Source organism: Blattabacterium sp. (Blattella germanica) str. Bge, assembly GCF_000022605.2.
Taxonomy (GTDB): Bacteria; Bacteroidota; Bacteroidia; order Flavobacteriales; family Blattabacteriaceae; genus Blattabacterium.
The window spans coordinates 216,102-241,092 of the sequence record NC_013454.1 but is presented as its reverse complement, the minus strand read 5'-3'; the positions used below and the strand labels follow the sequence as shown (position 1 = coordinate 241,092).

The 24,991-nt window shown below is 27.1% G+C and carries 25 protein-coding genes; 4 read left to right on the top strand and 21 right to left on the bottom strand.

What is annotated here, in order from left to right:
- Nucleotides 1-2: 2 nt before the first annotated feature.
- From rplD to rplM, 12 genes are all read right to left on the bottom strand, one after another.
- Nucleotides 3-632, bottom strand: coding sequence for a 50S ribosomal protein L4 (gene rplD, locus BLBBGE_RS01165; RefSeq protein WP_012840774.1), 630 nt, complete (start codon nt 630-632; stop codon nt 3-5).
- Complete coding sequence (rplC, locus tag BLBBGE_RS01160; protein WP_012840773.1) at nt 623-1,255, bottom strand: 50S ribosomal protein L3; 633 nt, start codon at nt 1,253-1,255, stop codon at nt 623-625. The genes rplD and rplC overlap by 10 nt, the downstream gene beginning before the upstream one ends.
- A 5-nt stretch (nt 1,256-1,260) precedes the next feature.
- Complete coding sequence (gene rpsJ, locus BLBBGE_RS01155) at nt 1,261-1,566, bottom strand: 30S ribosomal protein S10 (RefSeq protein WP_012840772.1); 306 nt, start codon at nt 1,564-1,566, stop codon at nt 1,261-1,263.
- A gap of 5 nt (nt 1,567-1,571) precedes the next feature.
- A complete protein-coding gene (gene fusA, locus BLBBGE_RS01150; protein ID WP_012840771.1) occupies nt 1,572-3,677 on the bottom strand; it encodes an elongation factor G in 2,106 nt (701 codons plus the stop codon).
- Nucleotides 3,678-3,686: 9 nt separating this feature from the next.
- The gene (gene rpsG / locus BLBBGE_RS01145) at nt 3,687-4,163 is read right to left on the bottom strand and encodes a 30S ribosomal protein S7 (protein WP_012840770.1); all 477 of its coding nucleotides are present in this window, start codon (nt 4,161-4,163) and stop codon (nt 3,687-3,689) included.
- Nucleotides 4,164-4,167: 4 nt separating this feature from the next.
- A complete protein-coding gene (rpsL, locus tag BLBBGE_RS01140) occupies nt 4,168-4,545 on the bottom strand; it encodes a 30S ribosomal protein S12 (RefSeq protein ID WP_012840769.1) in 378 nt (125 codons plus the stop codon).
- Between the two features lie 66 nt (nt 4,546-4,611).
- Nucleotides 4,612-5,433 carry a type I methionyl aminopeptidase gene (gene map, locus BLBBGE_RS01135; RefSeq protein ID WP_012840768.1) on the bottom strand — a complete coding sequence of 274 codons (822 nt, stop codon included), beginning with the start codon at nt 5,431-5,433 and terminating at the stop codon, nt 4,612-4,614.
- A gap of 7 nt (nt 5,434-5,440) precedes the next feature.
- Complete coding sequence (gpmI, locus tag BLBBGE_RS01130; protein WP_012840767.1) at nt 5,441-6,985, bottom strand: 2,3-bisphosphoglycerate-independent phosphoglycerate mutase; 1,545 nt, start codon at nt 6,983-6,985, stop codon at nt 5,441-5,443.
- A 12-nt stretch (nt 6,986-6,997) separates the two neighbouring features.
- Nucleotides 6,998-7,816: a translation elongation factor Ts gene (gene tsf, locus BLBBGE_RS01125; protein ID WP_012840766.1), complete on the bottom strand. Its 819-nt coding sequence runs from the start codon at nt 7,814-7,816 to the stop codon at nt 6,998-7,000.
- On the bottom strand, nt 7,813-8,532 hold the full coding sequence (rpsB, locus tag BLBBGE_RS01120; RefSeq protein WP_012840765.1) for a 30S ribosomal protein S2: 720 nt from the start codon (nt 8,530-8,532) through the stop codon (nt 7,813-7,815). Before rpsB ends, tsf begins: the two co-directional genes overlap by 4 nt.
- Nucleotides 8,522-8,932 carry a 30S ribosomal protein S9 gene (gene rpsI, locus BLBBGE_RS01115; RefSeq protein ID WP_012840764.1) on the bottom strand — a complete coding sequence of 137 codons (411 nt, stop codon included), beginning with the start codon at nt 8,930-8,932 and terminating at the stop codon, nt 8,522-8,524. Before rpsI ends, rpsB begins: the two co-directional genes overlap by 11 nt.
- Nucleotides 8,933-8,956: 24 nt before the next feature.
- Entirely contained in the window at nt 8,957-9,397 is a 441-nt protein-coding gene (rplM, locus tag BLBBGE_RS01110) for a 50S ribosomal protein L13 (RefSeq protein WP_012840763.1), read from the bottom strand.
- A 204-nt stretch (nt 9,398-9,601) separates the two neighbouring features.
- Between rplM and dnaK the strand changes: the two genes are divergently transcribed.
- Nucleotides 9,602-11,506 (top strand): molecular chaperone DnaK, encoded by a 1,905-nt coding sequence (gene dnaK, locus BLBBGE_RS01105; protein WP_012840762.1) that lies wholly within the window; start codon nt 9,602-9,604, stop codon nt 11,504-11,506.
- A gap of 48 nt (nt 11,507-11,554) precedes the next feature.
- Here the strand turns inward: dnaK and BLBBGE_RS01100 are convergent, their stop codons facing one another.
- The 4 genes from BLBBGE_RS01100 to rsfS are packed head-to-tail and all read right to left on the bottom strand — an operon-like array spanning nt 11,555 to nt 15,375.
- Nucleotides 11,555-12,214, bottom strand: coding sequence for a phosphatidylserine decarboxylase family protein (locus BLBBGE_RS01100; protein ID WP_012840761.1), 660 nt, complete (start codon nt 12,212-12,214; stop codon nt 11,555-11,557).
- A gap of 3 nt (nt 12,215-12,217) precedes the next feature.
- Nucleotides 12,218-13,042 carry a phosphatidate cytidylyltransferase gene (locus BLBBGE_RS01095; RefSeq protein ID WP_012840760.1) on the bottom strand — a complete coding sequence of 275 codons (825 nt, stop codon included), beginning with the start codon at nt 13,040-13,042 and terminating at the stop codon, nt 12,218-12,220.
- Between the two features lie 29 nt (nt 13,043-13,071).
- The gene (ftsH, locus tag BLBBGE_RS01090; protein WP_012840759.1) at nt 13,072-15,006 is read right to left on the bottom strand and encodes an ATP-dependent zinc metalloprotease FtsH; all 1,935 of its coding nucleotides are present in this window, start codon (nt 15,004-15,006) and stop codon (nt 13,072-13,074) included.
- Between the two features lie 48 nt (nt 15,007-15,054).
- On the bottom strand, nt 15,055-15,375 hold the full coding sequence (gene rsfS / locus BLBBGE_RS01085) for a ribosome silencing factor (RefSeq protein ID WP_012840758.1): 321 nt from the start codon (nt 15,373-15,375) through the stop codon (nt 15,055-15,057).
- 103 nt (nt 15,376-15,478) lie between these two features.
- Between rsfS and BLBBGE_RS01080 the strand changes: the two genes are divergently transcribed.
- Nucleotides 15,479-16,237 carry a biotin--[acetyl-CoA-carboxylase] ligase gene (locus BLBBGE_RS01080; protein WP_012840757.1) on the top strand — a complete coding sequence of 253 codons (759 nt, stop codon included), beginning with the start codon at nt 15,479-15,481 and terminating at the stop codon, nt 16,235-16,237.
- Here the strand turns inward: BLBBGE_RS01080 and yidC are convergent, their stop codons facing one another.
- Both yidC and BLBBGE_RS01070 read right to left on the bottom strand, forming a co-directional pair.
- Complete coding sequence (gene yidC, locus BLBBGE_RS01075) at nt 16,238-17,980, bottom strand: membrane protein insertase YidC (RefSeq protein ID WP_012840756.1); 1,743 nt, start codon at nt 17,978-17,980, stop codon at nt 16,238-16,240.
- Complete coding sequence (locus BLBBGE_RS01070) at nt 17,977-19,614, bottom strand: CTP synthase (RefSeq protein ID WP_012840755.1); 1,638 nt, start codon at nt 19,612-19,614, stop codon at nt 17,977-17,979. The genes yidC and BLBBGE_RS01070 overlap by 4 nt, the downstream gene beginning before the upstream one ends.
- Before the next feature lie 269 nt (nt 19,615-19,883).
- Between BLBBGE_RS01070 and clpX the strand changes: the two genes are divergently transcribed.
- The gene (clpX, locus tag BLBBGE_RS01065; protein ID WP_012840754.1) at nt 19,884-21,089 is read left to right on the top strand and encodes an ATP-dependent Clp protease ATP-binding subunit ClpX; all 1,206 of its coding nucleotides are present in this window, start codon (nt 19,884-19,886) and stop codon (nt 21,087-21,089) included.
- Nucleotides 21,090-21,098: 9 nt separating this feature from the next.
- On the opposite strand, the gene obgE is transcribed toward clpX, so the two are convergent.
- The 3 genes from obgE to lpdA form a co-directional block, all read right to left on the bottom strand.
- Nucleotides 21,099-22,085, bottom strand: coding sequence for a GTPase ObgE (gene obgE, locus BLBBGE_RS01060; protein WP_012840753.1), 987 nt, complete (start codon nt 22,083-22,085; stop codon nt 21,099-21,101).
- Nucleotides 22,086-22,093: 8 nt separating this feature from the next.
- Nucleotides 22,094-22,660, bottom strand: a complete 567-nt coding sequence (locus BLBBGE_RS01055) for a nucleoside monophosphate kinase (protein WP_041936690.1) — start codon at nt 22,658-22,660, stop codon at nt 22,094-22,096.
- A gap of 148 nt (nt 22,661-22,808) precedes the next feature.
- Nucleotides 22,809-24,200, bottom strand: coding sequence for a dihydrolipoyl dehydrogenase (lpdA, locus tag BLBBGE_RS01050; RefSeq protein WP_012840751.1), 1,392 nt, complete (start codon nt 24,198-24,200; stop codon nt 22,809-22,811).
- 128 nt (nt 24,201-24,328) lie between these two features.
- On the opposite strand from lpdA, the gene fsa reads away from it, so the two are divergent.
- On the top strand, nt 24,329-24,991 hold the full coding sequence (gene fsa, locus BLBBGE_RS01045) for a fructose-6-phosphate aldolase (protein ID WP_012840750.1): 663 nt from the start codon (nt 24,329-24,331) through the stop codon (nt 24,989-24,991).

Below are 24,991 nucleotides of genomic sequence, written 5' to 3'. Positions count from 1 at the left end.
ATTTATATAGATAAAAATTCGTGAATTTTTTTTATGGAATTTTCAGTAAAAACAATAGATGGAAAATTTAACAATGAAAAACAATCCAATTCATTCACATTCAGTAATTTAAAACATTTCAAATTACGAGATGATAAATATAAATTTTTATTTTCTTCTCCAAGAACCATTAGTAATTTCTTGTTTTTTAACTTTATTGAATTTAATATTCCCAAAAAAAATTTAGTTTTAGGAATATTAAATTCAATATCTTCAATAATCTTTATTTGATTCTGTATTAATTTTTGCTCAATAATAAACTTTCTCACACTACTTTTAGTGCGTTTATTCAATTTCGTTAAATATTTTCTTGGTCTTGGACCAAATACTCTCCCTCCACCTCTAAAAATAGGATTTTTAATATCTCCTTTTCTAGATCCTCCAGTTCCTTTTTGTCTATGCAATTTCCTAGTACTTCCAGATAATTCTCCTCTTTCTTTAGATTTATGTGTTCCTTGACGTTGAGAAGACAAGAATCTTTTTATTTCTAAATACACAGAATGATCATAAGACCTTTTAAAAAAAATATTTTCATCAAATTCTACTTTTTTATCAGTAAAATTCCCCTTAATATCTAGAATTCTTAATTCCATTTCTTTTTATTAATCATCAAATATGAATTTTTATTTCCCGGAACTGATCCTTTCAAAATGATTAAATTTTGATGGATATCTATTTTTAATATCTCTAAATTTTTAACAGTTATATTTTTTTTACCCATTTTTCCAGCCATTTTTTTTCCTTTAAAAACACGTGAAGGGTCTGATCCTGCACCTATTGACCCCGGAGATCTTAAACGATTATGTTGACCATGACTTCTTTCTCCAACACCTGAAAAATTATGTCTTTTAACAACACCTTGAAATCCTTTCCCTTTAGAAATTCCTTTAACATTCACTAGTTCTCCTTTTTTAAAGGTATCTACACTCACTTTTTCTCCTAATTTTAAATGAGAAATTGAATTTTCTCTGAATTCTAATAGTTTTTTTCTTGGAGATAATCCAGATTTTTTAAAGTGACCCAATAAAGGATTATTAGTTTTTTTTAATTTTTTTTCTCCAGTTCCAAGTTGAACAGAAAAATAACCGTCATTTTCTACTGTTTTAATTTGAATTACATAACAAGGATTTACTTTGATAACGGTACAAGGCACATTTTTTCCATTTTCTAAGAAAATACTTGTCATTCCTATATTTTTTCCTATTAATCCCGACATTTTGTTTACACTTTTATTTCAGCTTCAACTCCACTAGGTAACTCTAATTTCATTAATGCATCTACTGTTTTAGATGAAGCATTATGAATTTGTAAAAGTCTTTTATGAGTAGGTAGAAAGAATTGTTCTCTTGATTTTTTATTCACATGTGGAGAACGTAACACTGTAAATATTTTTTTTTCAGTAGGCAAAGGAACAGGTCCATTTAATACTACTCCTGTAGGGAGAACTGAATTAACAATTCTTTCAGCAGATTTATCTAATAAATTGTAATCATAAGATTTTAATTTAATTTTTATATCATGACCCATAGTACTTATTTTTTTGTTTTTTTATTACGGTTTTCTATAATATCGTCTATTACATTAGCAGGTACCGTATCATAATGAGAATACTCCATTACAGAAGTACCTCTTCCAGAAGAAAGTGTTCGTAAGACTGTAACGTATCCAAACATTTCAGATAATGGAACTAAAGCTTGAATAATCTTTACATTATTTCTAGTACTCATGTTTTGAATAATTCCTCTTCTTCGATTCAAATCTCCTATAATTTCACCCATATTTTCTTCTGGAACAATTACTTCTAATTTCATAATTGGTTCTAATAAAACAGGTTTCGCTTTTTTAGCCGCTTCTTTAAAACCTAATTTTCCTGCTATTTCAAAAGAAAGTTGATCAGAATCAACAGAATGATAAGATCCATCTAAAACAGTTACTTTAGCATTATCTATCTCATATCCAGATAAAGGACCACTTTTCATCATTTCCTTACACCCTTTTTCTATAGAAGGAATATATTCTTTAGGAATGTTTCCTCCTTTTATTTTATTAATGAATACCAATCCAGAAGTTTTCATATTTCCAGGTTCTAATCTAAATAATATATCCGCATATTTTCCTCTACCACCTGTTTGTTTTTTGTATATTTCTCTATGTTCTACTAAACTTGTTAAGGCTTCCTTATACTCTACTTGAGGATTTCCTTGATTCACTTCTACTTTAAATTCTCTTTTCATACGATCAACAATTATTTCTAAATGGAGTTCTCCCATTCCAGAAATAATTGTTTGTCCTGTATAAGAATCTGTTCTTACTTGAAAAGTAGGATCTTCTTCCATTAATTTAGATAATGCCAAACTCATTTTATCAATATCTGCTTTAAGTTTTGGTTCTATGGCCAATCCAATTACTGGATCGGGAAAATAATATTTTTCTAATAAAATCGGATATTTTTCGTCACATAAAGTATCCCCAGTTTTGATGTCTTTAAAACCTACTACCGCTGCTATATCTCCTGCTCTAATTTTTTCTATTGGATTTTGTTTATTCGCATGCATTTGATATATTCTAGAAATACGTTCTTTATTTCCAGATCTTGCATTAAAACTGTAAGAACCGGATTCTATTTTTCCAGAATAAACTCTAAAAAAAGCTAAACGTCCTACAAAAGGATCACTTGCTATTTTAAAAGCTAAAGCAGAAAAAGGTTCATTTTCATTTGGTTTTCTTATTTCTTTCTTTTGACTAATAGGATGAACTCCTACTATATCCTTAATAACTTCTAGAGGAGAAGGTAAATATCTACATATAGCATCTAATATAGCCTGAACTCCTTTATTTTTAAAAGAAGAACCACACAAAATAGGAATTATTTTCATTTTTATTGTATTCTTTTGTAAAGAATTAATAATATCATTTTCTGATATAGAATAATTATTAAACAAAAATTTTTCCATTATCACATCATCATGTTCTGATAAAGTTTCAATAAGTTGATTTTTATAATCATTAACTATATTCTTCATATCATCTGGAACAGGATGTTCTTGATATGTCATTCCATAATTTTTTTCATCCCATTTTATAGCTTTGTTGGAAATTAAGTCTACTACTCCTACAAAATCATCTCCACTTCCAATAGGAATTTGCAATGGTACTGAATTAGCCCCTAAAATTTTCTTAATCTGAGAACAAACATTAAAAAAATCAGCTCCTTGTCTATCCATTTTATTTACAAAAGCAATCCTAGGTATTCCGTATTTATCTGCTTGTCTCCATACTGTTTCAGATTGAGGTTCAACTCCATCAACAGCGCTAAATAAAACCACCATTCCATCTAAAACTCTCATAGATCGTTCAACTTCTACAGTAAAATCGACATGACCTGGAGTATCTATAATATTTATCTGATATTTCTTGTTATTATACATCCATTCACAACATGTAGCAGCAGAAGTTATAGTTATTCCACGTTCTTGTTCTTGTTGCATCCAATCCATAGTTGCTGCCCCATCGTGAACTTCTCCTATCTTATGATTAATTCCCGTATAAAACAAAATTCTTTCCGTAGTAGTTGTTTTTCCTGCATCAATATGCGCTGCTATTCCTATATTTCTTGTATATTTTAAATCTTTTTCCATAATAAATAACTAAAATCTAAAATGCGAAAATGCTTTGTTAGCTTCAGCCATTTTATGAATATTTTCTTTTCTTTTAATCGCTTCTCCTTGTTCTTGAAAAGCATCCCATACTTCATTAGCTAACTTATTAGCCATAGTTTTTTCGTTTCTAACAGACGCACAAGAAATCAATAACTTCATTCCTTTTGTAATTTTACTATTAGAAGAAATAGGAACAGGTACTTGAATATTAGAGCCACCCATACGACGACTTCTCACTTCCACGTGAGGCATTACGTTTTTTAACCCATTTTTCCATATTTCTAATGCTGATTTTTCTTCTTTTTCTTTTATGAAATCTATTTTTTCCATAGCATTATAAAATATTTTATACGCTACATTTTTTTTTCCGTTTTTCATAAGATGATTTACAAAACGTGTAACAAGTGGATCGTTGAATTTTGGATCAGGTAAATATACTTTCGTTTTTTTTCTAACTTTTCTCATCAATTCAATCTTTTTTAACTACTTTAGCTCCATATTTGCTTCTACTTTTTTTTCTTCCGTTTACTCCGGCAGTATCACGAGCTCCTCGAACTATTTTATATTTTACTCCTGGTAAATCTTTAACTCTACCACCTTTTACCAATACAATGGAATGCTCTTGAAGATTATGCCCTTCTCCCGTTATGTAACTGATTACTTCCCTCCCATTTGTAAAACGAACACGAGCTACTTTTCTCATAGCTGAATTTGGCTTTTTTGGGGTTGTTGTATAAACTCTAGTGCAAACTCCTCTCCTTTGAGGACAAAATTCCAATGCAATAGATTTCCTCTTTTTGGAAACAGAAGAGCGACCTTTTCTAATTAGCTGTTGTATAGTAGGCATATTCTATATTTAGAACGCAAATTATGCTATTTAATGAAAAAATACAACTAAATCAATAAATTAACATTAAAAATTATTATTACTAATTTTTTTGTTTTGAAAAGGATCTTCTTCAAACGATTTAATATTAAGTTCTTTATAAATGTAACGAAAAGTAGAAAGCAAACAAGGAAATCCATCAACAATAGCCACATTATGCTCATAATGAGCAGATATTTTTTGATCTAAAGTAGTAACAGTCCATCCATCTTTATGAAAAAAAATTTCTGATGTTCCCAAATTAACCATAGGTTCTATAGAAAGAACCATTCCATCTTTTAATTTTATGCCTTCTTTTTGCTTTCCAAAATTAGGAATTTGAGGATTTTCATGCATTTTTTTTCCAATTCCATGTCCCACAAGATCTCTTACTACATTATATCCATTTTTTTCAATGAAAGATTGTATGGAATAACCTATATCTCCAATATGGTTTTTAATCCTACATTTAGAAATTCCAATATAAAGAGATTGTTTAGAACAATTAAGAAATTGTTGGACTTTCTTAGAAACAGCACCTACTTCAAAAGTATAAGCATGTTCTCCATAAAAACCATTCATATAAACACCACAATCTACAGATAATATATCTCCTTCTGATAAAGGATATTTATTAGGAAGACCATGTACTACTTGATTATTTGGAGATACACACAAAGTATTTGGAAAATCGTATAAACCCAAAAAAGCAGGCTCTCCTCCGTGATCACGAATAAAACTTTCTGCAAGTTTATCTAAATAAAGAGTGTTAACTCCAGGTTTGACTTCTTTAGCTAACATTCCTAATGTTTTGGAAGCTAAAAAAGCACTCTTTTTGATTAAGATTATTTCTTCAATAGTTTTTATCAAAACACAATTATTTTTTGTGATATTTTATTATAGAAGTTCCACTCATAATATCAGGAATAGGTAATTCCATTAATTGAAGAATAGTAGGAGCTACATCGGATAAGGACCCTTTTTCTTTCAAAAAAAGACTTTCTTTTTTTATTTTCTGATCTAAAATAATAAAAGGAACTAAAGATGTAGTATGAGCTGTATGTGGAGATCCATCCGAATTAATCATACAATCTGCATTTCCATGATCTCCTACTATAATAACTGTATATGAATTTTTTATTGCTTCTTCAGAACAAAATTTGGTATATTGATCAACATATTCACAAGCTTTTATTGTTTCTTTCATTTTTCCAGTGTGACCTACCATATCTGGATTTGCAAAATTTAAACAAATAAAATCTGAACTTTTTTCTTTTAATTCAGGAATTATTTTTTCCATAATATTTTTTGCGCTCATTTCAGGTTTTAAATCATAAGTAGATACTTTAGGAGAAGGACAAAGAATTCTAGTTTCTTTATCAAAAGGAGTTTCTCTTCCTCCCGAAAAAAAAAAAGTAACATGTGGATATTTTTCAGTTTCAGCTATACGAATCTGTTTTTTTCCTTCTTTTTCCATAATCTCACCTAAAGTATCTGGTAAGCATTCTTTTTCAAAAATAACATGAATATCTTTATTTTTAGAATCAAAACAAGTCATGGTTATATAATGAGATAAATTTATCTTTTTTATATCTGAAAAAGAATTTCGTCCAGTTAAAAGTTCTGTAATTTGTCTGGAACGATCTGGTCGAAAATTAAAACAAAAAACAATATCTCCATCTTTTATTCTTGAAATAGGATTTCCTTGATTATCAGTAATTATTAAAGGAGATAAAAACTCATCTGTTATTCCATTTTTATATAATTCTTCTATAGAAGAAAAAATATTTTTAGTATAAATACCTTTTGAATCAACCATAGCTTCGTATGCTTTTTTAGTTCGTTCCCATCTATGATCACGATCCATTGAATAATATCTTCCAATAACAGAAGACAATTTACCAACGTATTTTCTAGTTTTTTTTATAAGTTCTTCAATATAAAAAATACTTTTTTTCGGGGAAGTATCCCTACCATCCGTAAATACATGTATAAAAACGTCTTTTATTTTTTTTTCATAAGCTATTTGAAGCAAAGAAAAAAGATGACTCATATGTGAATGGACTCCTCCATCAGACAATAATCCAATAAAGTGAATTCTTTTTTTGTATAAATAAATTTCATCAAAAACAGAGCTTATTTTTTTTTTGAATAATCCATTTTTAATAGATATATTTATTTTTTCTAAACTTTGAATAATTTTTCGTCCAGAACCTAAACTTATATGACCAACTTCAGAATTTCCCATTTGTCCTTTTGGTAATCCAACAGAATTTCCTGAAGCTTCTAATTTGCTAAAAGGAAAATTTTTACAACAAAAATCAAAGAAAGGAGTGTTTGCTTGTTTTATAGCAGAAAAATGAGGATTTCTAGAAGAAGAAAGTCCCCAACCATCCAAAATTATTAATATTAGTTTTTTCATTCATGAAATTTATCAAATACCAACTCTTTTAAAGAGATTGATTTTTAAATTTTTATTATAATATTTACTCAAATATTCCCGTATATTTATTTTATTATCTTTAATAAATTTTTGATTCATGAGAGTATTATTTAGAATAAATTTCTGAATTTTTCCTTGAATAATTTTTTTTATCATGTCACATGATTTTATTTCTTTTTTTACTTGATTTTTGATAATATCTATTTCCTTTTTCATGACAACATCTGGAATTTGTTCTTCATTTACGGCTATTGGATTCATCGCAGTGATATGCATTGCTATATTTCTAGCTACTGAAATATTTAATTCAGAAGAAAATCCAACTAATGTAGCTATCTTATAATTATTATGAGTATAATCTATGACAAATGGAGATTCTATTCTTTCAAAAATTTTCAATTCTAATTTTTCTCCTACAACTCCCATTTTTCTGATAATCATTTCTTGTACACTGTTATTCTCATGACAAAAACTATTTAAAAAATCATCTTTTGTATGATAGGATAAAGATTTTTTAGATAGCATAGATAAAAAATTTAGAAATTCGGAACTTTTAGATAAAAAATCAGTTTCACAACTAATACCTATAATTGTTCCATAAGAAGAATCAGAACTAATGTTAGAAAGAACCCCTCCCTCTTTCATTTGAAAGGAAGAACGATTTATTGCTATCTTTTCTCCCTTTTTTCTTAAAAGAAGAATAGCTTCATCAATATTCCCATTGGAATCAATCAAAGCTTTTCTGCAGTCCATTACTCCAACACCAGTTATTTTTCTAAGTTCATTAATTTGATATACAGAAATTTTCATGATTTTTTATTTGTTTTTTCTTCACGTTCATTTCTACTTATCAAAATACCATCCTGAATAGATTCTGCTACAAATTTTAAAATAATATCTATAGATTTAGACGAATCATCATTAGAAGGAATAGGATATTGAATTTCATTAGGATTTGTATTGGTATCCACCATAGCAAATATGGGTATTTTCAATTTCTTAGCCTCTGTAAGAGCTATTTTTTCTTTATTGGGATCAACTAAAAAAATACCACCTGGGATGTGATTCATGTTTGAGATACTTCCTAGATTTTTATGCAATTTTTCATATAATCGGTTAACTAATAATCTTTCTTTTTTAGATAAAGTATTAAAAGTCCCATTTTTTTTCATTTTTTCTATATTATTCATTTTTTTAACAGATTTTCGAATAGTTGTAAAATTAGTCAACAATCCTCCTAACCATCTTTCTGTTACACAAGGCATATTTATACTTTTTGCATAAAAAAAAACTTTTTCCTTAGCTTGAGCTTTAGTTCCTACTAATAATATTTTTTTTCCAGTTATTGCTATCTTTTTTAATCCATCGCAAGCTTGTTCCAGCTTAAAAATTGTTTTTGATAAATCTATAATATGAATTCCTCCTTTTTTCATGAAAATAAAAGGTCGCATATTTGGATTCCACTTACGAGCAATATGTCCAAAGTGGACTCCAGCTTTTAACAAATCTTGAGTATTAATTTTCATTTTTATTTTTCAGTTTTTTATTTCTAACGTTTTGAAAATTGGTATTTTTTCTTGCTTTTTTTTGACCGAACTTTTTCCTTTCAACTTCTCTAGAATCTCGAGTTAATAATCCATATTCCTTCAATATTTTCCTATGACTTAGATCAAATAGACAAAGAGCACGAGAAATTGCAAGACGAATTGCTTCTGCTTGTCCGTTAAAGCCTCCTCCAAACACTTTTATATTTATATCAAATAAATTCAATTTGTCAATGATATGAATAGGATATAAAATTTTTTGATGAACATATTTTGGAAAATATTGATCTAATTTTTTAGAATTCACAATTATTAATCCATTTCCTGGTTTTAAATAGATACGAGCTAGAGAGCTTTTTCTTCTTCCTATAGTATGTATCATGGATTTGGGTTTCTATTTATTAATTTAAAAAAATAATACAGGTTTTTGTGCCTCATGATTATGATTGGATTTCTTATATACATGAAGATTTTTCAAAATCAAACGTCTTAAACGATTTTTAGGCAGCATTCCGTTTACTGCTCTATATATCAATATTCTGGAATCTTTATTCAACAAATTTTTAACATAAGTTTCTTTTTGTCCTCCCGGATATCCAGTATAATGAATATATTTTTTATGATTCCATTTTTTTCCAGTTAGTCTAATATTGTTAGAGTTGATAACAATTACATGATCTCCACAATCTATATGTGGAGAAAAAAATGGTTTATGTTTTCCTATTATAATGGATGCTATCTTGGAAGAAAATCGACCAAGAATTTGATTTGTAGCATCCATTATGATCCATGACTTTTTTATTGAATTTTTTTTGGGGAAAATGGTTTTTAAACTTAACGGATCCATATTTTTTTATTGTAATAATTGTAATATAAGAAATTTTAAAAAAATTCACATAAATGACTTTTTGTCATAATATTTTTTTCACAAAAGCTTTTTATTGTCATAGATCCTGTGCCCTTTATTTCATAAAAGAATTTTTTCATTATGGCATAATGATTGGAGTGCTTGCTATTGAATAATTAATTAATATGAAAAAACGTAATAACAATGAGTAAAATTATAGGAATAGATTTAGGAACAACAAATTCTTGTGTGGCCGTTATGGAAATTAATGATCCAGTTGTTATCCCTAACTCAGAAGGAAAAAGAACTACTCCATCGATAGTAGCTTTTGTAGATGGAGGAGAAAGAAAAATAGGAGATCCTGCAAAAAGACAATCGGTTACTAACCCACAAAAAACTATTTTTTCAATTAAACGATTTATGGGAAGAATGTATTCTGAAGTTACAGAAGAATTAAAACATATTCCTTATAAAGTCATAAAAGGAGGAAATAATACCCCTCGTGTAGATATAGAAAAAAGATTGTATGCTCCTCAAGAAATATCAGCGATGATTTTACAAAAGATGAAGAAAACAGCTGAAGATTATTTAGGAGAAGAAGTGAATAGAGCTGTTATCACAGTTCCGGCTTATTTTAACGATGCGCAAAGACAAGCTACTAAGGAATCTGGAGAAATAGCTGGTCTGAAAGTAGAAAGAATTATAAATGAACCCACAGCTGCGGCTTTAGCTTATGGTCTAGATAAAAGCAATCAAAATAAAAAAATAGTTGTATATGATCTAGGAGGAGGAACTTTTGATGTTTCTATTTTGGAATTAGGAGATGGAGTATTTGAAGTACTTTCAACAAATGGAGATACTCACTTAGGAGGAGATGATTTTGATCAAGTAATCATTGATTATCTTGCAAATGAATTTATATCTAAAGAAGGATTGGATCTAAGAAAAGATCCTATGGCTTTACAACGTTTAAAAGAAGCTTCTGAAAAAGCAAAAATAGAATTGTCTTCTTCTAATCAAACAGAAATCAATCTTCCATATATTACAGCTACAGAATCTGGTCCTAAACATTTAGTCATAACCTTAACTCGCGCAAAATTCGAGCAATTATCAGAAAAATTAATACAACGTTCTATTAATCCTTGTTCTAAAGCTTTAAACGATGCAAATCTAAACACTAAAGATATAGATGAAGTAATTCTAGTAGGTGGATCTACGAGAATTCCAAAAGTACAAGAAGAAGTAGAAAAATTTTTCAATAAAAAACCATCTAAAGGAGTTAATCCAGATGAAGTAGTAGCTATTGGAGCTGCCATACAAGGAGGAGTTTTAACTGGAGACGTACAAAATGTATTATTATTGGATGTAACTCCTTTATCTTTAGGAATTGAAACTTTAGGAGGAGTTTTTACAAAACTTATTGAATCCAATACTACTATCCCTACTAAAAAATCTGAAATTTTCTCTACAGCATCTGATAATCAATCAGCAGTTACTATACGTGTAGGACAGGGAGAAAGGCCCATGTTCAATGATAATAAAGAAATAGGTCGATTTGATTTGGTAGACATTCCCCCAGCTCCTAGAGGAATCCCCCAAATAGAAGTAGCTTTTGATATAGATGCTAATGGTATACTTAATGTATCTGCAAAAGAAAAAGGAACAGGTAAAGAACAATCTATACGTATTGAAACATCTTCAGGGTTAAATCAAGAAGAAATAGAAAAAATGAAAAAAGAGGCAAAAGAAAATGCTCAAAAAGATGAAAAAATAAAACAAGAAATCGAAAAATTAAATACTGCTGATAACCAAATTTTTCAATCAGAAAAACAGTTGAAAGAATATGGACATAAATTGTCAGAAAATAATAGAAAAAATGTAGAAATTTCTTTAGAGGAATTAAAAAAAGCTCATTCTAAAAAAGATTTTGTTGCTATTGACAACAGCATGAAAAAACTAAATGAAGCTTGGACTAACGCTTCTCAAGAACTTTACACGGCAAAAAACAATAATAAATCAGATAAAAAAGAAGATGATAAAAAAAACAGCAGTAATAATGGTAAAGGAAATGAAAACGTACAAGATGTAGATTATGAAGAAGTCAAATAAAATTTGAATATTGATAAAATATCAGGATAAAATAAAGGGAGTTGATTATTATGGAATAATGGAAATCCTAGTTTCCCCTCCAGAAACTTTTTCTCCCTTTTTTACTAGAATCACAGAATTCAAAGGTAAAAAAATATCAACTCTAGATCCAAATTTTATAAATCCGAATTCTTCTCCTTTTTTTACTATGGAATTTTTTTTTGCATAAAGAATAATACGTCTTGCTAAAAATCCAGCTATTTGCCTGAATAATATTTTTTTGCCATTACTTGTTTCTACTACAACTGTAGTCCTTTCATTGTTAGATGATGATTTTTTCAGCCAAGCTATGAAATATTTACCAGGATGGTATTTGGTATAAATTACTTTTCCAGATACAGGAAATCTATTAACATGTACGTTAAAAGGAGACATGAAAATAGAAATACATATACAATTTTTTTTTAAAAATTCAGTCTCAAAAATATTTTGTATTTCTACAATTTTTCCATCAGCAGGAGAAAGAACTATTTTTTGATCACGATTTTTATCCTGAAAATGTCTTTTAGGGTTTCTAAAAAAAAAGATGATAAAAACATAAAACATTATCAAGAAAATAGATACAAAAAAGGAAATAAGATTAGAAAATAAAAAAAACGAAGTTAATATTAATAATAATATTATTATAAGAGCATAAACTAAAAATAAAAATCCTTCTTTATGAATCATAATTCATGAAGATTTTTTTAGATAAACCACACTAGTTATTATGGTTGCTATAATTGGAATAACAAAAATAAAACTATCTAATCTGTCTAAAAATCCACCATGTCCAGGAAACCAAATTCCGGAATTTTTTACGTTATAAGATCTCTTAATAGTAGATTCCACAAGATCTCCAATAGTAGAAAAAATTGGTACCATAAAAGACAAAATCAACCAATATTTTTTTCCCCATATTTCATACAGAAAAAAACCCAGGATCAAACAAAAGAATAAACCTCCAATAAACCCTTCTACAGACTTTTTAGGAGAAATAGATAAAGCTATTTTTCTTTTCCCCCATTTTTTTCCAATTAAATAAGATAAAGAATCGTTTGTCCATATTAAAATAAAAATACCTAAAATCAATTGTCTACCATGATGAATAGTGTATATATAAGAAGCTAAACAAAAAGGCATTATAATATAAACTAAACCAAAAATTAAATGACTAATTTGTGTTATTTTTTCTTTATGAGAATATTTCTTAGAAAATAATTGGATAACAAAAAAAATTATAGAATAAGGTACAAAACATATGATGTACGGGATCAACCCTTTTTTTATAAAAATATCCATAAATATGGAAAACAAAAAAAATAAAGAAGCTATTTTAATTAAAATTGTATTAGTCCCTGATATAATTAAAAATTCGAATAAACAAAAAAAAGATAACATCATCATTACGATTCTAAACATTTTTTCTCCTTTTTGAATAGAAAAAACAATCAAAACAACATAGATAAAACCAGTAAAGAATCTCATTAGAAAGTTTGAATCTTTCTTTTTTTTCATTCATTAAGTTTTAAAGTTTTATAAAATAGTCAAGAAGAGGATATGTTACCTAACATTTCTCCGATTTCATCAGGATAAGGTCTCTCTCCAAATATTTTTTTTAAATCTTCTCTAAAGATAACTTCTTTTTCCAAGAGTTCATTAGCTAACAGAGATAATTTTTTTTCATTACTTTTCAATATTTTTTTGGCTCTTTGATATTGTTCTGTTATAATTTTAGATATTTCCTCATCTATAATCTGAGCCGTTTTTTCACTATAAGGTTTGGAAAAAGAAAATTCGTTTTGTCCCGTAGAATCATAATAAGAAATATTTCCAATTCTTTCATTTAAACCAAAAATAGCGACCATAGATTGTGCTTGTTTAGTAACTCTTTCCAAATCATTCAAAGCTCCGGTAGAAATACTGCTAAAAATAATTTCTTCAGCTGATCTTCCTGCTAATAATGCGCAAATTTCATCTTTCATTTGTTCTGGAGTAGTTAGTTGTCTTTCTTCTGGAAGATACCACGCAGATCCCAAAGATCTGCCTCTTGGTACTATGGTAACTTTAACTAAAGGAGCGGCATGTTCTAATAACCAACTTATTGTAGCATGCCCCGCTTCATGATAAGCTATTCGTTTTTTTTCATTTGGTTTAATTATTTTATTTTTTTTTTCTAAACCTCCTATAATACGATCTATTGCATCTAAAAAATCCTGATTTTCTATTTTAGATCTATCTTTTCTTGCTGCAATAAGAGCAGATTCGTTGCAAACATTTGCTATATCTGCACCACTAAAACCTGGAGTTTGTCTTGCTAAAAAATCTGTATCTACATTATTAGATAAAACCAATCTTTGAAGATGGACTTTAAATATTTCTTTTCTTTCATTTAATTCAGGAGGATCAACTAATATAGTTCTATCAAAACGTCCAGGACGGAGTAATGCTTTATCCAAAATATCTGATCTATTCGTTGCGGCTAATACAATTACGTTTGTATGAGTTCCAAATCCATCCATTTCTGTCAACAATTGATTCAAAGTATTTTCTCTTTCATCATTTGATCCAGCTATGCTACTTTTTCCTCTCGCTCTTCCTATAGCATCTATTTCATCAATAAATATTATACATGGAGATTTTTCTTTAGCTTTTTCAAATAAATCTCTTACTCTAGAAGCTCCAACTCCTACAAACATTTCTACAAAATCGGAACCTGATAAAGAAAAAAATGGAACTCTAGCTTCTCCAGCTACAGCTTTTGCTAACAGAGTTTTTCCTGTTCCTGGTGGCCCTATTAATAAGGCCCCTTTAGGTATTTTTCCTCCAAGTTTAGTGTATTTTTGAGGACTTTTTAGAAACTCTACTATTTCTTGAACTTCTTCTTTTGCTCCTTCTAACCCGGCTACATCTTTAAATGTAATTTTAACATTATCATTTTCATCGAACAATCTAGCTCTAGATTTTCCTATATTAAATATTTGACCTCCTGGACCTCCACTAGTTGAACCTATTCTTCTGAAAAGAAAAATCCAAAAGACAACTAATAATATGAAAAATATACCATAATCAAAAAAAAATTTAGTTATTGTATATTCTTGCTGATTTTTAAAATCAATAATTGTATTCAGATTATATTTTTTTTTATACTCTTCAAATTTTTTCTGAAAAAATTGTAAATCTCCTATTTCAAATTCATACTGTAATGACTGAGAAATAAATCTTTTTTCGTTCTCATTCCTAGGAGAAGAATTTATAGAAGATATAAATTCTTTTTTTAAATAAACATGGACTATTTCTTTATGTTTAACTATAATCTTTTGAACTTCTCCTTTTGATAGAATGTCAAAAAAAGTATCCTGATCTATTTTTTTAGGATTGGAAAAAGAAGACTTAAAAAAAAATATTCCAAGAAATATAGCGAATATGATTGCATATACCCAAAAAAAATTATTTCTGCTTTTGGCTTTTTTATTTATCATATAGGTTTCTTCATTATTGAATTTAAAAATAAAAACCAAATTTTTTTGTTATGAATTTTGATTCCAAAGACTTTCTATATTATAATGCAATCTTACTTTTTTATGAAAAATATGGACAACAATAGAAATGTAATCTACTAATATCCATTCTCTATTTTTTAAACCTTCTATATGCCAAGGTCTTTTCTGCAATTGTTTAACTGTAATTTTTTCTATAGACTGGGATATGGCATAAACTTGATTTTGAGAATTTCCATTACAAATAACAAAATAATCACAAATAAAATTTTCTCTGTTTTTTAAATTTATAATAAATATATCTTCTCCTTTAACCATTTTAATCCCTTCTATAATTTTTTTTAGTAACAAAACGAAAATTGTTTTTTAATATGTTAAATATTTTTTTAAATTCTTAAAGAACAAAAATAAGGTTTTCACTTTAAAGAAGTTGAATTTTTCAATATAAAACATTTTGAAAAAACTAATTTGGCCCATAGATTTAGTTTTCTTACAAAAAGTTGATTCCACTAATCAATATGCTAGGAAATATACTTATAAAAAAAAAAATTGGATAGTAATTTGGTCTATGAATCAAACTCAAGGAATAGGAGGAAATGGAAATTTATGGCATACGGAAAAAGACAAAAATTTAACTTTTAGTATTATTTTTAAACCCATAAATCCTTTTCCTATTAAAAAAAAATACATTATAAGTGTTATGACAAGCAATGCTATTCATAAATCTTTATTAAGTTTTTGCAATCAAAAAGAAATTTTTATAAAATGGCCTAATGATATTTTTTTATGCGATAAAAAAATCGGAGGAATTTTAATAGAAAATAGTCTGTTTTTTAAGCAAATTCATACTTCTATTATTGGAATAGGTTTAAATATTCATCAAACAAAACTAAAAAAAGAATGGAATGCTTCTTCTTTGAAAAAAATTTTTCATATGAATTTTGAATTATACGATCTTTTTTATAAAATCATATTTTTTATTCAAAAAGAATATTTACTTTTTACTATTCACGGAGAGAATTTGTTACGAAAATATTATATCGATCACCTTTATTTAAGAGATAAAATCTCTCTTTTTTACATTTACAAAATAAAAAAATTTATTTTAGGAACAATACGATCTATAACAGATCAAGGATTTTTAATAATTGAGTTTAATAATAATTTTTATTTTTTTTCTCAAAAAGAAATCAAATTTTTTCAATTGATTTGATCACGTTTTCTTAATATTAATTTTATTTTCTTGAATTTTAATCAAAATTTTTTTTTCGTCTAACATAAATTCTTTGATAAAGAATAAAAAACCAATATTTATAATATTGGAAGTAAAATAATATAAAGAAAGAGCTGATGCATAACTATTTATAAACAATAACATAATAACAGGCATCAAATATAATATGAAACTCATATCGGGAATAGTTCCATTTTCATTTTGAGAAATGTCTTTTTTTTCATTGTTACTTAACTTAGTGTAAACTAACAATGCTAATGCATATAATAAAGTTAGTAAACTTATATGATTTCCGTAAAAAGGAATAAAAAAAGGCAATTCAAGAATTGAATCATATGAAGTAAGATCTTCTACCCATAAAAAAGATTTTCCTCTTAAATTTAAGAGAGTCGGAAAAAATTTAAATAATGAATAAAAAATAGGAATTTGAAATAATGTAGAAATACATCCAGACATCGGATTTATTCCTACTTTCTTATATAATTCCATCATAGCTTTTTGTTTTTTAAAAGCATCTTCATTGTTTTTGTACTTATTGTTTAATTCTTCCACTTCTGGTCGAATTAATTTCATAATAGCGCTTAATTTATATTGTTTATAAGTAATTGGATACAATATAAGTTTAACTACAAAAGTCATTAAAATAATAATAACACCATAATTTAAACTTGTTTGTTCCAAAAATTGAAAAATTATTAAAAAAAAATATTTATTAATCCACTTTAAAAAACCCCATCCAAATGGAATAATATTTTCAAATCCATTTTTATATCCTTTTAATAAATTAAAATCTAAAGGTCCAAAATAAAAACGAAAAGAAAAATGAATTTCTTCATTTTTATTAGCATTCATCAATGTTTTAAATTGAATGTTTTTCAAAGAGTTTCCTGAAGAAAAATTCTCAGATCTAACAAAAATGTTTTGAAATTTTTTTTCTGGTACAAATATAGAAGCAAAAAATTGTTGTTTATGAGCGATCCAATTCATGTTGGATATATTTGTTTCTTCTGTTTTTTTTTCAGATAAATGTTTTACAGATACAGAATTTTTATTCAAAACAGAATAGTATACTTGAGTATAAGAATTTTCCCAATTTCTATCCTTTTCTAGGGATAAAATTTTTTGTTCTAAATTAATGGAAACTAATTTTTTAAAAGGATAAAAATTTATTGTTCTTACGGAAAAACCAATGTCATATTGGTTATTTTTTCCGATTGTATATATATAATCTAAAAATCCTTTTCCATTTCCATAAGGATTTTTAGCTCTCATTATAAGAATTTGAATTCTTTTTTTTTGATTTTCAAACAAAAAAGGTTGAAATAATAAATTTGTTGTATCAATATTCAAGCCTTTTTTGTTTGAAAAGGACATTTTATATAAAAAACTAGAATTTTTTATCAAAAAAAGATTTTTGGAATGGTGTAATAATGAAGCATCATATGCTTTATATTTTTTTAAAAGAACTTCATTGATCATTCCTCCTACATTAGAAATTTTTAATCTCAAAACATTATTTTCCAATAAAAAAAAATGATTCTTTTCTTTTTCAAAAAAATATCCTTTTTTAGAATTCAAAAATTCTTTATTTTTTAGAAATTTTTTTTCTTGTTCTTTATTTTTATTGTTGTTGTTGCTGTTGAAATATGTAAAAATCGTTAAAATCAACAATATAAGAAATAGTCCTATCATAGAACTATAATCTAAATTTTTATCCTTCATATATAAGAAGAATTCTGATAGTCAAAAAATTTGTAATTTTTAGAAACTTGTATAAAGTTAGTGAACAAAGGATGTGGATTAGTTACTGTGCTCTGATATTCTGGATGATATTGAACTCCTAAGAAAAAAACATGATTTTCCAACTCTATTGCTTCCACCAAACCTGTATCTGTATTAATTCCAACTGGTTTCATTCCAGCATTAGAAAAATATTCTAAATAATTATTATTAAATTCATATCTGTGACGATGTCTTTCTAAGACCTCTTTTTTTCCTCCATAAATAGAAAATATTTTTGATCCTTCTAATAGTGTACATTTCCAATTTCCTAAACGCATAGTTCCTCCTTTATAGATTAATTTTTTTTGTTTTTCTATTAAACAGATTACTGGATGAGAAGTATATGGATTTGTTTCGCAACTTTCTGCTTTTTTTAAGCCAAGAACATTTCTAGCGAATTCAATAACAGCAATTTGCATTCCTAAACAAATTCCAAGAAATGGAATATTGTTCTCTCTTGCATATTTTGCTGCTAGAATTTTTCCTTCTATACCTCTATTTCCAAATCCTGGAGCTACCAAAATTCCTGAAATTCCCTCAAAATATTTTTTTATATTTTTTTCCTTTATCATTTCCGAATAAATCCATTTTATATTAACATAAGTTTCATTTTCAGTTCCTGCATGAATTAATGCTTCAGTAATTGATTTGTAAGAATCGCGTAAAGAAACATATTTTCCTACTAATGCTATTTGTGTTTCAAATTTTGGATTTTTATATTTTTTTATAAAAATTTTCCATTTTTTTAAATTAGGAGAAACTATGGTAGATAAATTTAAATGATTTAATACAACTTGATCAAAATTTTGTAAATGTAATAAGCAAGGAATTTCGTATATAATTTTAGTATCAATTGATTCTATAACATGTTTTGGCTTTACATTGCAAAACAAAGCTAATTTTTCTCTAATTTCTTTGGAAATATGTTTTTCTGTTCTGCAGACAATAATATCTGCTTGAATTCCATTTTCCATTAAATTACGAACAGAATGTTGTGTTGGTTTGGTTTTAATTTCTCCAGTTACTGCAATATGGGGAAGTAATGTTAAATGAATTACCAACCCATTAAACTTTCCCAATTCCCACTTGAGTTGACGAACTGATTCAATATACGGCAAACTTTCTATGTCCCCTACTGTTCCTCCTATTTCAGTAATAACAACATCATTATTTTTTGACTCTCCAAGTATTTTAATACGTCTTTTAATTTCATTAGTAATGTGAGGAATCACCTGCACTGTCTTTCCTAAATAATTTCCTTTTCTTTCATTATCTATAACCGTTTTATATATCAATCCAGATGTTACATTGTTTTCTTTAGTAGTAGGTTCATTTAAAAATCGTTCATAATGACCTAAATCTAAATCTGTTTCTGCACCATCTTTAGTCACAAAACACTCTCCATGTTCATAAGGATTTAAAGTTCCTGGATCTATATTGAAATAAGGATCTAATTTTAAAATAGAAACTCTATACCCTCTAGCTTTCAATAACATACCTAATGAAGCTGAAACTATTCCTTTTCCCAAAGAAGAGGTGACTCCTCCTGTAACAAAAATATATTTTGTTTCCATCAAAAATGAAAATGAAATAATGCGAATAAATAGTTTTGATTATGAATTAATAATCATAAAAAATTTTCATTTCACAGAATGTGAATTTTTATTTATAAAAAATGAGAATTTATGATTTTTTTTTATATTTACCAAATTTGGAGCAAGTTCTACACAATCAGCTCCCTATGAATCCTCCAGGGTGGGAACACAGCAAAGGTAACTAGGTTTTGTAGCGATGTGATGTAGTTCAGCTTGCTCCATTTATATGAAAGATGGAATAAAAATTTATGGAAGACTTATTAAAATGTAATTTTTGTGGAAGAAAAAAAAATGAAATCACTTTTCTTATATCGGGGATTAGCGGTCACATTTGTAATTTTTGTATAGAAAAAACTTATTTTATAATTCATAAAAAATTTTTAGACGCTGAAAAAAAAAAAAATGGATTTTCACAAAAAAAAATAAAAAAACCTAAAGAAATCAAATCTTTTTTAGATAAACATGTCGTAGAACAAAATGAGGCAAAAAAAATTCTTTCTGTTGCTGTATACAATCATTATAAAAGAATTCTTCATTCAAAAAACCAAAAAAATGAAAATGAAGATGTAGAAATAGAAAAATCTAATATATTATTAATAGGGAATACAGGAACAGGAAAAACTTTACTGGCAAGAAGTATTTCAAAACTTTTGAAAGTTCCTTTTGCAATAGCTGACGCTACCACTTTAACTGAAGCTGGATACGTAGGAGAAGATGTAGAATCTATATTGACCAAATTATTACAATCCGTAGATTACGATATAAATTCTGCTGAAAAAGGGATCATTTTTCTGGATGAAATAGATAAAATTTCTAGAAAAAACAATAATCCTTCTATTACAAGAGATGTCTCTGGAGAAGGAGTGCAACAAGCTTTACTTAAAATATTAGAAGGATCAGTGATCAATGTTCCTCCACAAGGAGGAAGAAAACATCCAGATCAAAAAATGATACCAATAAATACTGAAAACATATTATTTATAGCTGGAGGAACATTTGATGGTATAGAAAAAATTGTTTCTGATAGAATTGAAAAAATTCCAATAGGTTTTCTTACTCAAGAAAGAGTAAAAAAAAACAATAATTATTTGAAAAACATTATTTCTACAGATCTGAAAAATTTTGGATTAATTCCAGAACTTATAGGGAGATTTCCTGTTATCACTTATTTACATCCATTGAATAAAAATATGTTGAAGAGGATTTTGTTAGAGCCAAAAAATGCTTTAATCAAACAATATCAAAAATTATTTAATATGGATAATATATCTATGAATATAACAGATAAAGCTTTAGATGTTATAGCAGATAAAACTTTTCAAGTTGGTCTTGGAGCAAGAGGTCTACGTACTTTTTGTGAAAAAATTTTTTTGGATTATATGTATGACATAGAAAAGACTCAACCTGTTTTAAATATAGATGAAAATATAGTAATGAATAAAATAATTAACTGATATTAAACATCAACTTTGAATTAAGTTCCATAATTTTTCTTTCAATTCTATTAATCCTTCTTTTGTAAAAGAAGAAATGAAAATGATATCTTCTTTTGAATTCAAAAATATTTTTTTTACTTCGTCTTTTTTTTTTCTATTAATCAAATCTGATTTTGAAATTGCTAACAAACGTTTTTTATTCAAAAAATTTGAATTAAATTTCTTTAGTTCATTTAACAAAATGAAATATTCTTGTATTTTATTTTTTGTTTCTGAAGAAATTAAAAACAACAAAACAGAATTTCGTTCTGCATGTCTAAGAAAAAAATGACCTAAACCTTTTCCTTCTGATGCCTTTTCTATAATTCCTGGAATATCTGCTACCAAAAAAGAATTAAAATCCATTTTTACTACACCTAAATGTGGGACCTTAGTAGTAAAAGAAAAATTTCCTATTTTAGGTTTAGCCTTTGTGATGACAGAAAGTAAAGTCGATTTTCCAGTATTTGGAAATCCAATTAATCCAACATCTGCTAAAATTTTTAATTCCAAAAAAATCCAATTCCCTTTTTTTTTTATTCCTGGTTGCGCATAATAAGGAGATTTGTGTATTGAATTCTTAAAAAAAGCGTTTCCTTTTCCTCCTTTTCCTCCTTCAAATAAAATTTTTTTTTCATGATTTTTAGTAATTTCTGTTATTATATTTTTCTTTTCATCTTTCACAACGGTTCCTACAGGTACTTCTATTAATAAATTTTTTCCATTGGAACCAGTAATATTATTTCCTTTTCCAGAAGATCCTGATTTCGCAATCCAATGTTTATTATATCTTAAATGAAGAAAAGTATGAATATGAGAATTTCCTTGAATAATAATGTCTCCACCTTTTCCCCCTGAACCTCCGTCAGGCCCTCCTCTAGTTATATGTTTGTCTCTATAAAAATGAATACATCCAGACCCCCCATCTCCACTTTTGCAAAAAATTTTTATAAAATCAACAAAACTATTCTTCATAAATTTTTTTATTTTTTTTCTATAAAAATAGAAATTTTTTCTTCGGATAAAGAAGCATTTAATTTGATTATGTTATTTTCCCATTTAGGATTGTGATTCCAAATCAAAGCAGTTTCTTTGTCATATTCTTCTATTCTTCTTTGAACTATTATAATATTTGTATCATCATTACGGTTACTTTTTTTTCCTCTTTTTAATAATCTATCTATTATCAAATTTTTTTGAATAAAAAAATAAAAAATGATATCTATTTTTCCTAAAACGAATTTTTTTAAAATTTTTTCTAAAGAAAAAATCTGATTTTTTGTTCTAGGATATCCATCATAAATAATTCCTTTAGCATAAAAATGTTTTTGAATTTCTATATTTAACATATTTGTAGTTATTTTATCGGGAACTAATATTCCTTTATCAATATAACAACTAGCAAGTTTTCCTAAATTCGTTTTTCTCTTCATATGATTTCTAAATATCATACCAGTAGATAAGTGAATAAAACCAAATTTATTCGCAATAATTTTAGCTTGAGTACCTTTTCCACATCCTGGAGGGCCAAACAATATAATATGTATCATAAAACAATAAAATTATGAATCTTATGCAAAGAAAACACAGCAGATATAAAGAGGTTTTTTTTAAATAATATGCAATGTGTTGTGTTGTGATTGTGGAAATACAAAATAAACACAGAATAATATTTAATTTTATTAAATGAAAAGCTGTTTATAAATGAATCGCTCTTCCATAAGCGTTAGCTACAGATTCGAAAATAGATTCACTTAATGAAGGATGAGGATGTATACTTCCTAGAATTTCGTAACTGGTAGCTTCTAATTTTCTTGCTACTACTACTTCTGAAATTAAATCTGTCACATTGTTTCCAATCATATGACATCCTAACCACTCATCATATTTAGCATCAAAAATTACTTTAATAAAACCATCAGTATTTTCATCAGAAATAGCTCTTCCAAGAGCGCTAAATGGAAACTTAGCTACTTTAATCTGAAATCCTTTTTCTTTAGATTCTTTTTCAGTATATCCTACTGAAGCAATTTCAGGAAAAGAATAAACACATTTTGGAATATTATTATAATCTATTTTTTGACAATTTAATCCCTTTATATTTTCAATACAATTAATTCCTTCATGTGAAGCTACATGTGCCAAAGAAGGAGTTTTAATAACATCTCCAATAGCATAATATCCATCTACATTTGTTTGATAATTTTCATCTACAACAATAAATCCTTTATCAATTTGGATTCCTATCTCTTCCAATCCGATAGATTTAATGTTAGGAACAATTCCAATAGCGTAAAGTACTGATTCTGCCTCTAAAAAAATATTTTCTGAAGAATATTTTATTTCTACAATGATTCTATCATCATGAGTTTCTATTTTTTTTATAGAAGAAGATGTGTAGCATTTAATTCCCATTTTTTCAAATGAATATTTTAAATGATCGGATATTTCTTCATCTCCATTTGGAAAAAGTTTTGTACAAATTTCTATAATGGTAACATGTGTTCCCATAGAATGATAAAAATAAGCAAATTCTAATCCGATAGAGCCTGACCCTATAATAATCATTCTTTTTGGCAAAAAAGATAAAGAAAGAGCTTCTCTATATGTTATAACTTTTTTTCCATCATATTTAAATTCTTCTTCAATTTTAGGAATTGCTCCAGTAGAAATAATGATATGTGAAGCAGAATATTCTGCCACATTTTTTTCATTTTCAAAAACTTCAATTTTTTTTCCTTTCTTTAATATTCCATTTCCATCAATAACATGAATTCCATTTTTTTTCATTAAAAATGAAATTCCTTTTCTCATTTTTTCTACTACGTTTCTACTTTTAGAGATTATTTTAGGATAATCTATTTGAATTTGTTCATTTTTTATTCCAAAAAGTTTTCCATCTTTTTTTATAGATTGTAAAATTTTTGCACTATTTAAAAGCGATTTAGTAGGAATACATCCCCAATTTAAACAAACTCCTCCAAGAGATTCTTTTTCAATTAGAGCTGTTTTCATTCCAAGTTGTGCTGCACGTATAGAAGCTACATAACCTCCAGGCCCACTTCCTAAAATAATAACATCAAAATGCATAGAATAGACTTATAATAATTCGATAAATTTACAGATTTTTGATAAAAATCTGTTTACAACAGTAAAAACTATAAATTTCATGATAAAAAAATTTTAAATAAATTTGTATTCAAAATGATATATGAATTATGAAATTTTTTGTAGATACAGCAAATTTAAAAGAAATTAATGAAGCAAGGTCTCTTGGAATATTAGATGGAGTAACAACAAATCCATCCTTAATTTCTAAGGAATCTGTTTATAGCCAAAAAGAAATTCAGGATCATTATATATCCATATGCAAACTGATGAAAAATGAAGAAGATGTAAGTGCAGAAGTGATCAACACAAATTATACAAAAATGATTCGAGAAGGAGAAAAATTATCTCTTCTTCATCCCAAAATTGTAGTTAAAGTACCTATTACGTTTGATGGAATCAAAGCTATTAAATATTTTTCCAATAAAAAAATTAAAACCAATTGCACTCTCGTTTTTTCTACAGGTCAAGCTATTTTAGCCGCTAAAGTTGGCGCTACTTATGTTTCTCCCTTTATAGGAAGAATAGACGATGTTTCTTATGATGGATTAAATTTAATAAGAGAAATAAAAAAAATATATGACAATTATCATTTTGAAACAAAAATTTTAGCAGCATCTATACGTAATCCTCTCCATATTATAGAGTGCTCAAAAATTGGGATCTATGCAGTAACCACTCCTATAAAAGTTATTTATTCTCTGTTAAATCATCCGTTGACAAATACGGGATTAGAAAAATTTTTAACAGATTATAAAAATAAAATAAAATAA

What these genes read in the sequence shown, in the direction of transcription:
- rpsL (WP_012840769.1), bottom strand. Translation starts at nt 4,545, where the DNA reads ATGCCTACTATACAACAGCTAATTAGAAAAGGTCGCTCTTCTGTTTCC.
- rpsG (WP_012840770.1), bottom strand. Translation starts at nt 4,163, where the DNA reads ATGAGAAAAGTTAGAAAAAAAACGAAAGTATATTTACCTGATCCAAAA.
- lpdA (WP_012840751.1), bottom strand. Translation starts at nt 24,200, where the DNA reads ATGCATTTTGATGTTATTATTTTAGGAAGTGGGCCTGGAGGTTATGTA.
- yidC (WP_012840756.1), bottom strand. Translation starts at nt 17,980, where the DNA reads ATGAAGGATAAAAATTTAGATTATAGTTCTATGATAGGACTATTTCTT.
- rpsI (WP_012840764.1), bottom strand. Translation starts at nt 8,932, where the DNA reads ATGATACATACTATAGGAAGAAGAAAAAGCTCTCTAGCTCGTATCTAT.
- rplC (WP_012840773.1), bottom strand. Translation starts at nt 1,255, where the DNA reads ATGTCGGGATTAATAGGAAAAAATATAGGAATGACAAGTATTTTCTTA.
- rpsJ (WP_012840772.1), bottom strand. Translation starts at nt 1,566, where the DNA reads ATGGGTCATGATATAAAAATTAAATTAAAATCTTATGATTACAATTTA.
- tsf (WP_012840766.1), bottom strand. Translation starts at nt 7,816, where the DNA reads ATGAAAATTTCTGTATATCAAATTAATGAACTTAGAAAAATAACTGGT.
- BLBBGE_RS01095 (WP_012840760.1), bottom strand. Translation starts at nt 13,042, where the DNA reads ATGAAAAAAAAGAAAGATTCAAACTTTCTAATGAGATTCTTTACTGGT.
- BLBBGE_RS01055 (WP_041936690.1), bottom strand. Translation starts at nt 22,660, where the DNA reads ATGATACATATTATATTGTTTGGCCCTCCAGGATGTGGAAAAGGTACT.
- rplD (WP_012840774.1), bottom strand. Translation starts at nt 632, where the DNA reads ATGGAATTAAGAATTCTAGATATTAAGGGGAATTTTACTGATAAAAAA.
- gpmI (WP_012840767.1), bottom strand. Translation starts at nt 6,985, where the DNA reads ATGAAAAAACTAATATTAATAATTTTGGATGGTTGGGGACTTTCTTCT.
- clpX (WP_012840754.1), top strand. Translation starts at nt 19,884, where the DNA reads ATGGAAGACTTATTAAAATGTAATTTTTGTGGAAGAAAAAAAAATGAA.
- ftsH (WP_012840759.1), bottom strand. Translation starts at nt 15,006, where the DNA reads ATGATAAATAAAAAAGCCAAAAGCAGAAATAATTTTTTTTGGGTATAT.
- dnaK (WP_012840762.1), top strand. Translation starts at nt 9,602, where the DNA reads ATGAGTAAAATTATAGGAATAGATTTAGGAACAACAAATTCTTGTGTG.
- obgE (WP_012840753.1), bottom strand. Translation starts at nt 22,085, where the DNA reads ATGAAGAATAGTTTTGTTGATTTTATAAAAATTTTTTGCAAAAGTGGA.
- fsa (WP_012840750.1), top strand. Translation starts at nt 24,329, where the DNA reads ATGAAATTTTTTGTAGATACAGCAAATTTAAAAGAAATTAATGAAGCA.
- rplM (WP_012840763.1), bottom strand. Translation starts at nt 9,397, where the DNA reads ATGGATCCGTTAAGTTTAAAAACCATTTTCCCCAAAAAAAATTCAATA.
- BLBBGE_RS01070 (WP_012840755.1), bottom strand. Translation starts at nt 19,614, where the DNA reads ATGGAAACAAAATATATTTTTGTTACAGGAGGAGTCACCTCTTCTTTG.
- fusA (WP_012840771.1), bottom strand. Translation starts at nt 3,677, where the DNA reads ATGGAAAAAGATTTAAAATATACAAGAAATATAGGAATAGCAGCGCAT.
- rpsB (WP_012840765.1), bottom strand. Translation starts at nt 8,532, where the DNA reads ATGAAAATTAATACTCAAGATTTGTTAAAAGCTGGAGTCCACTTTGGA.
- BLBBGE_RS01100 (WP_012840761.1), bottom strand. Translation starts at nt 12,214, where the DNA reads ATGATTCATAAAGAAGGATTTTTATTTTTAGTTTATGCTCTTATAATA.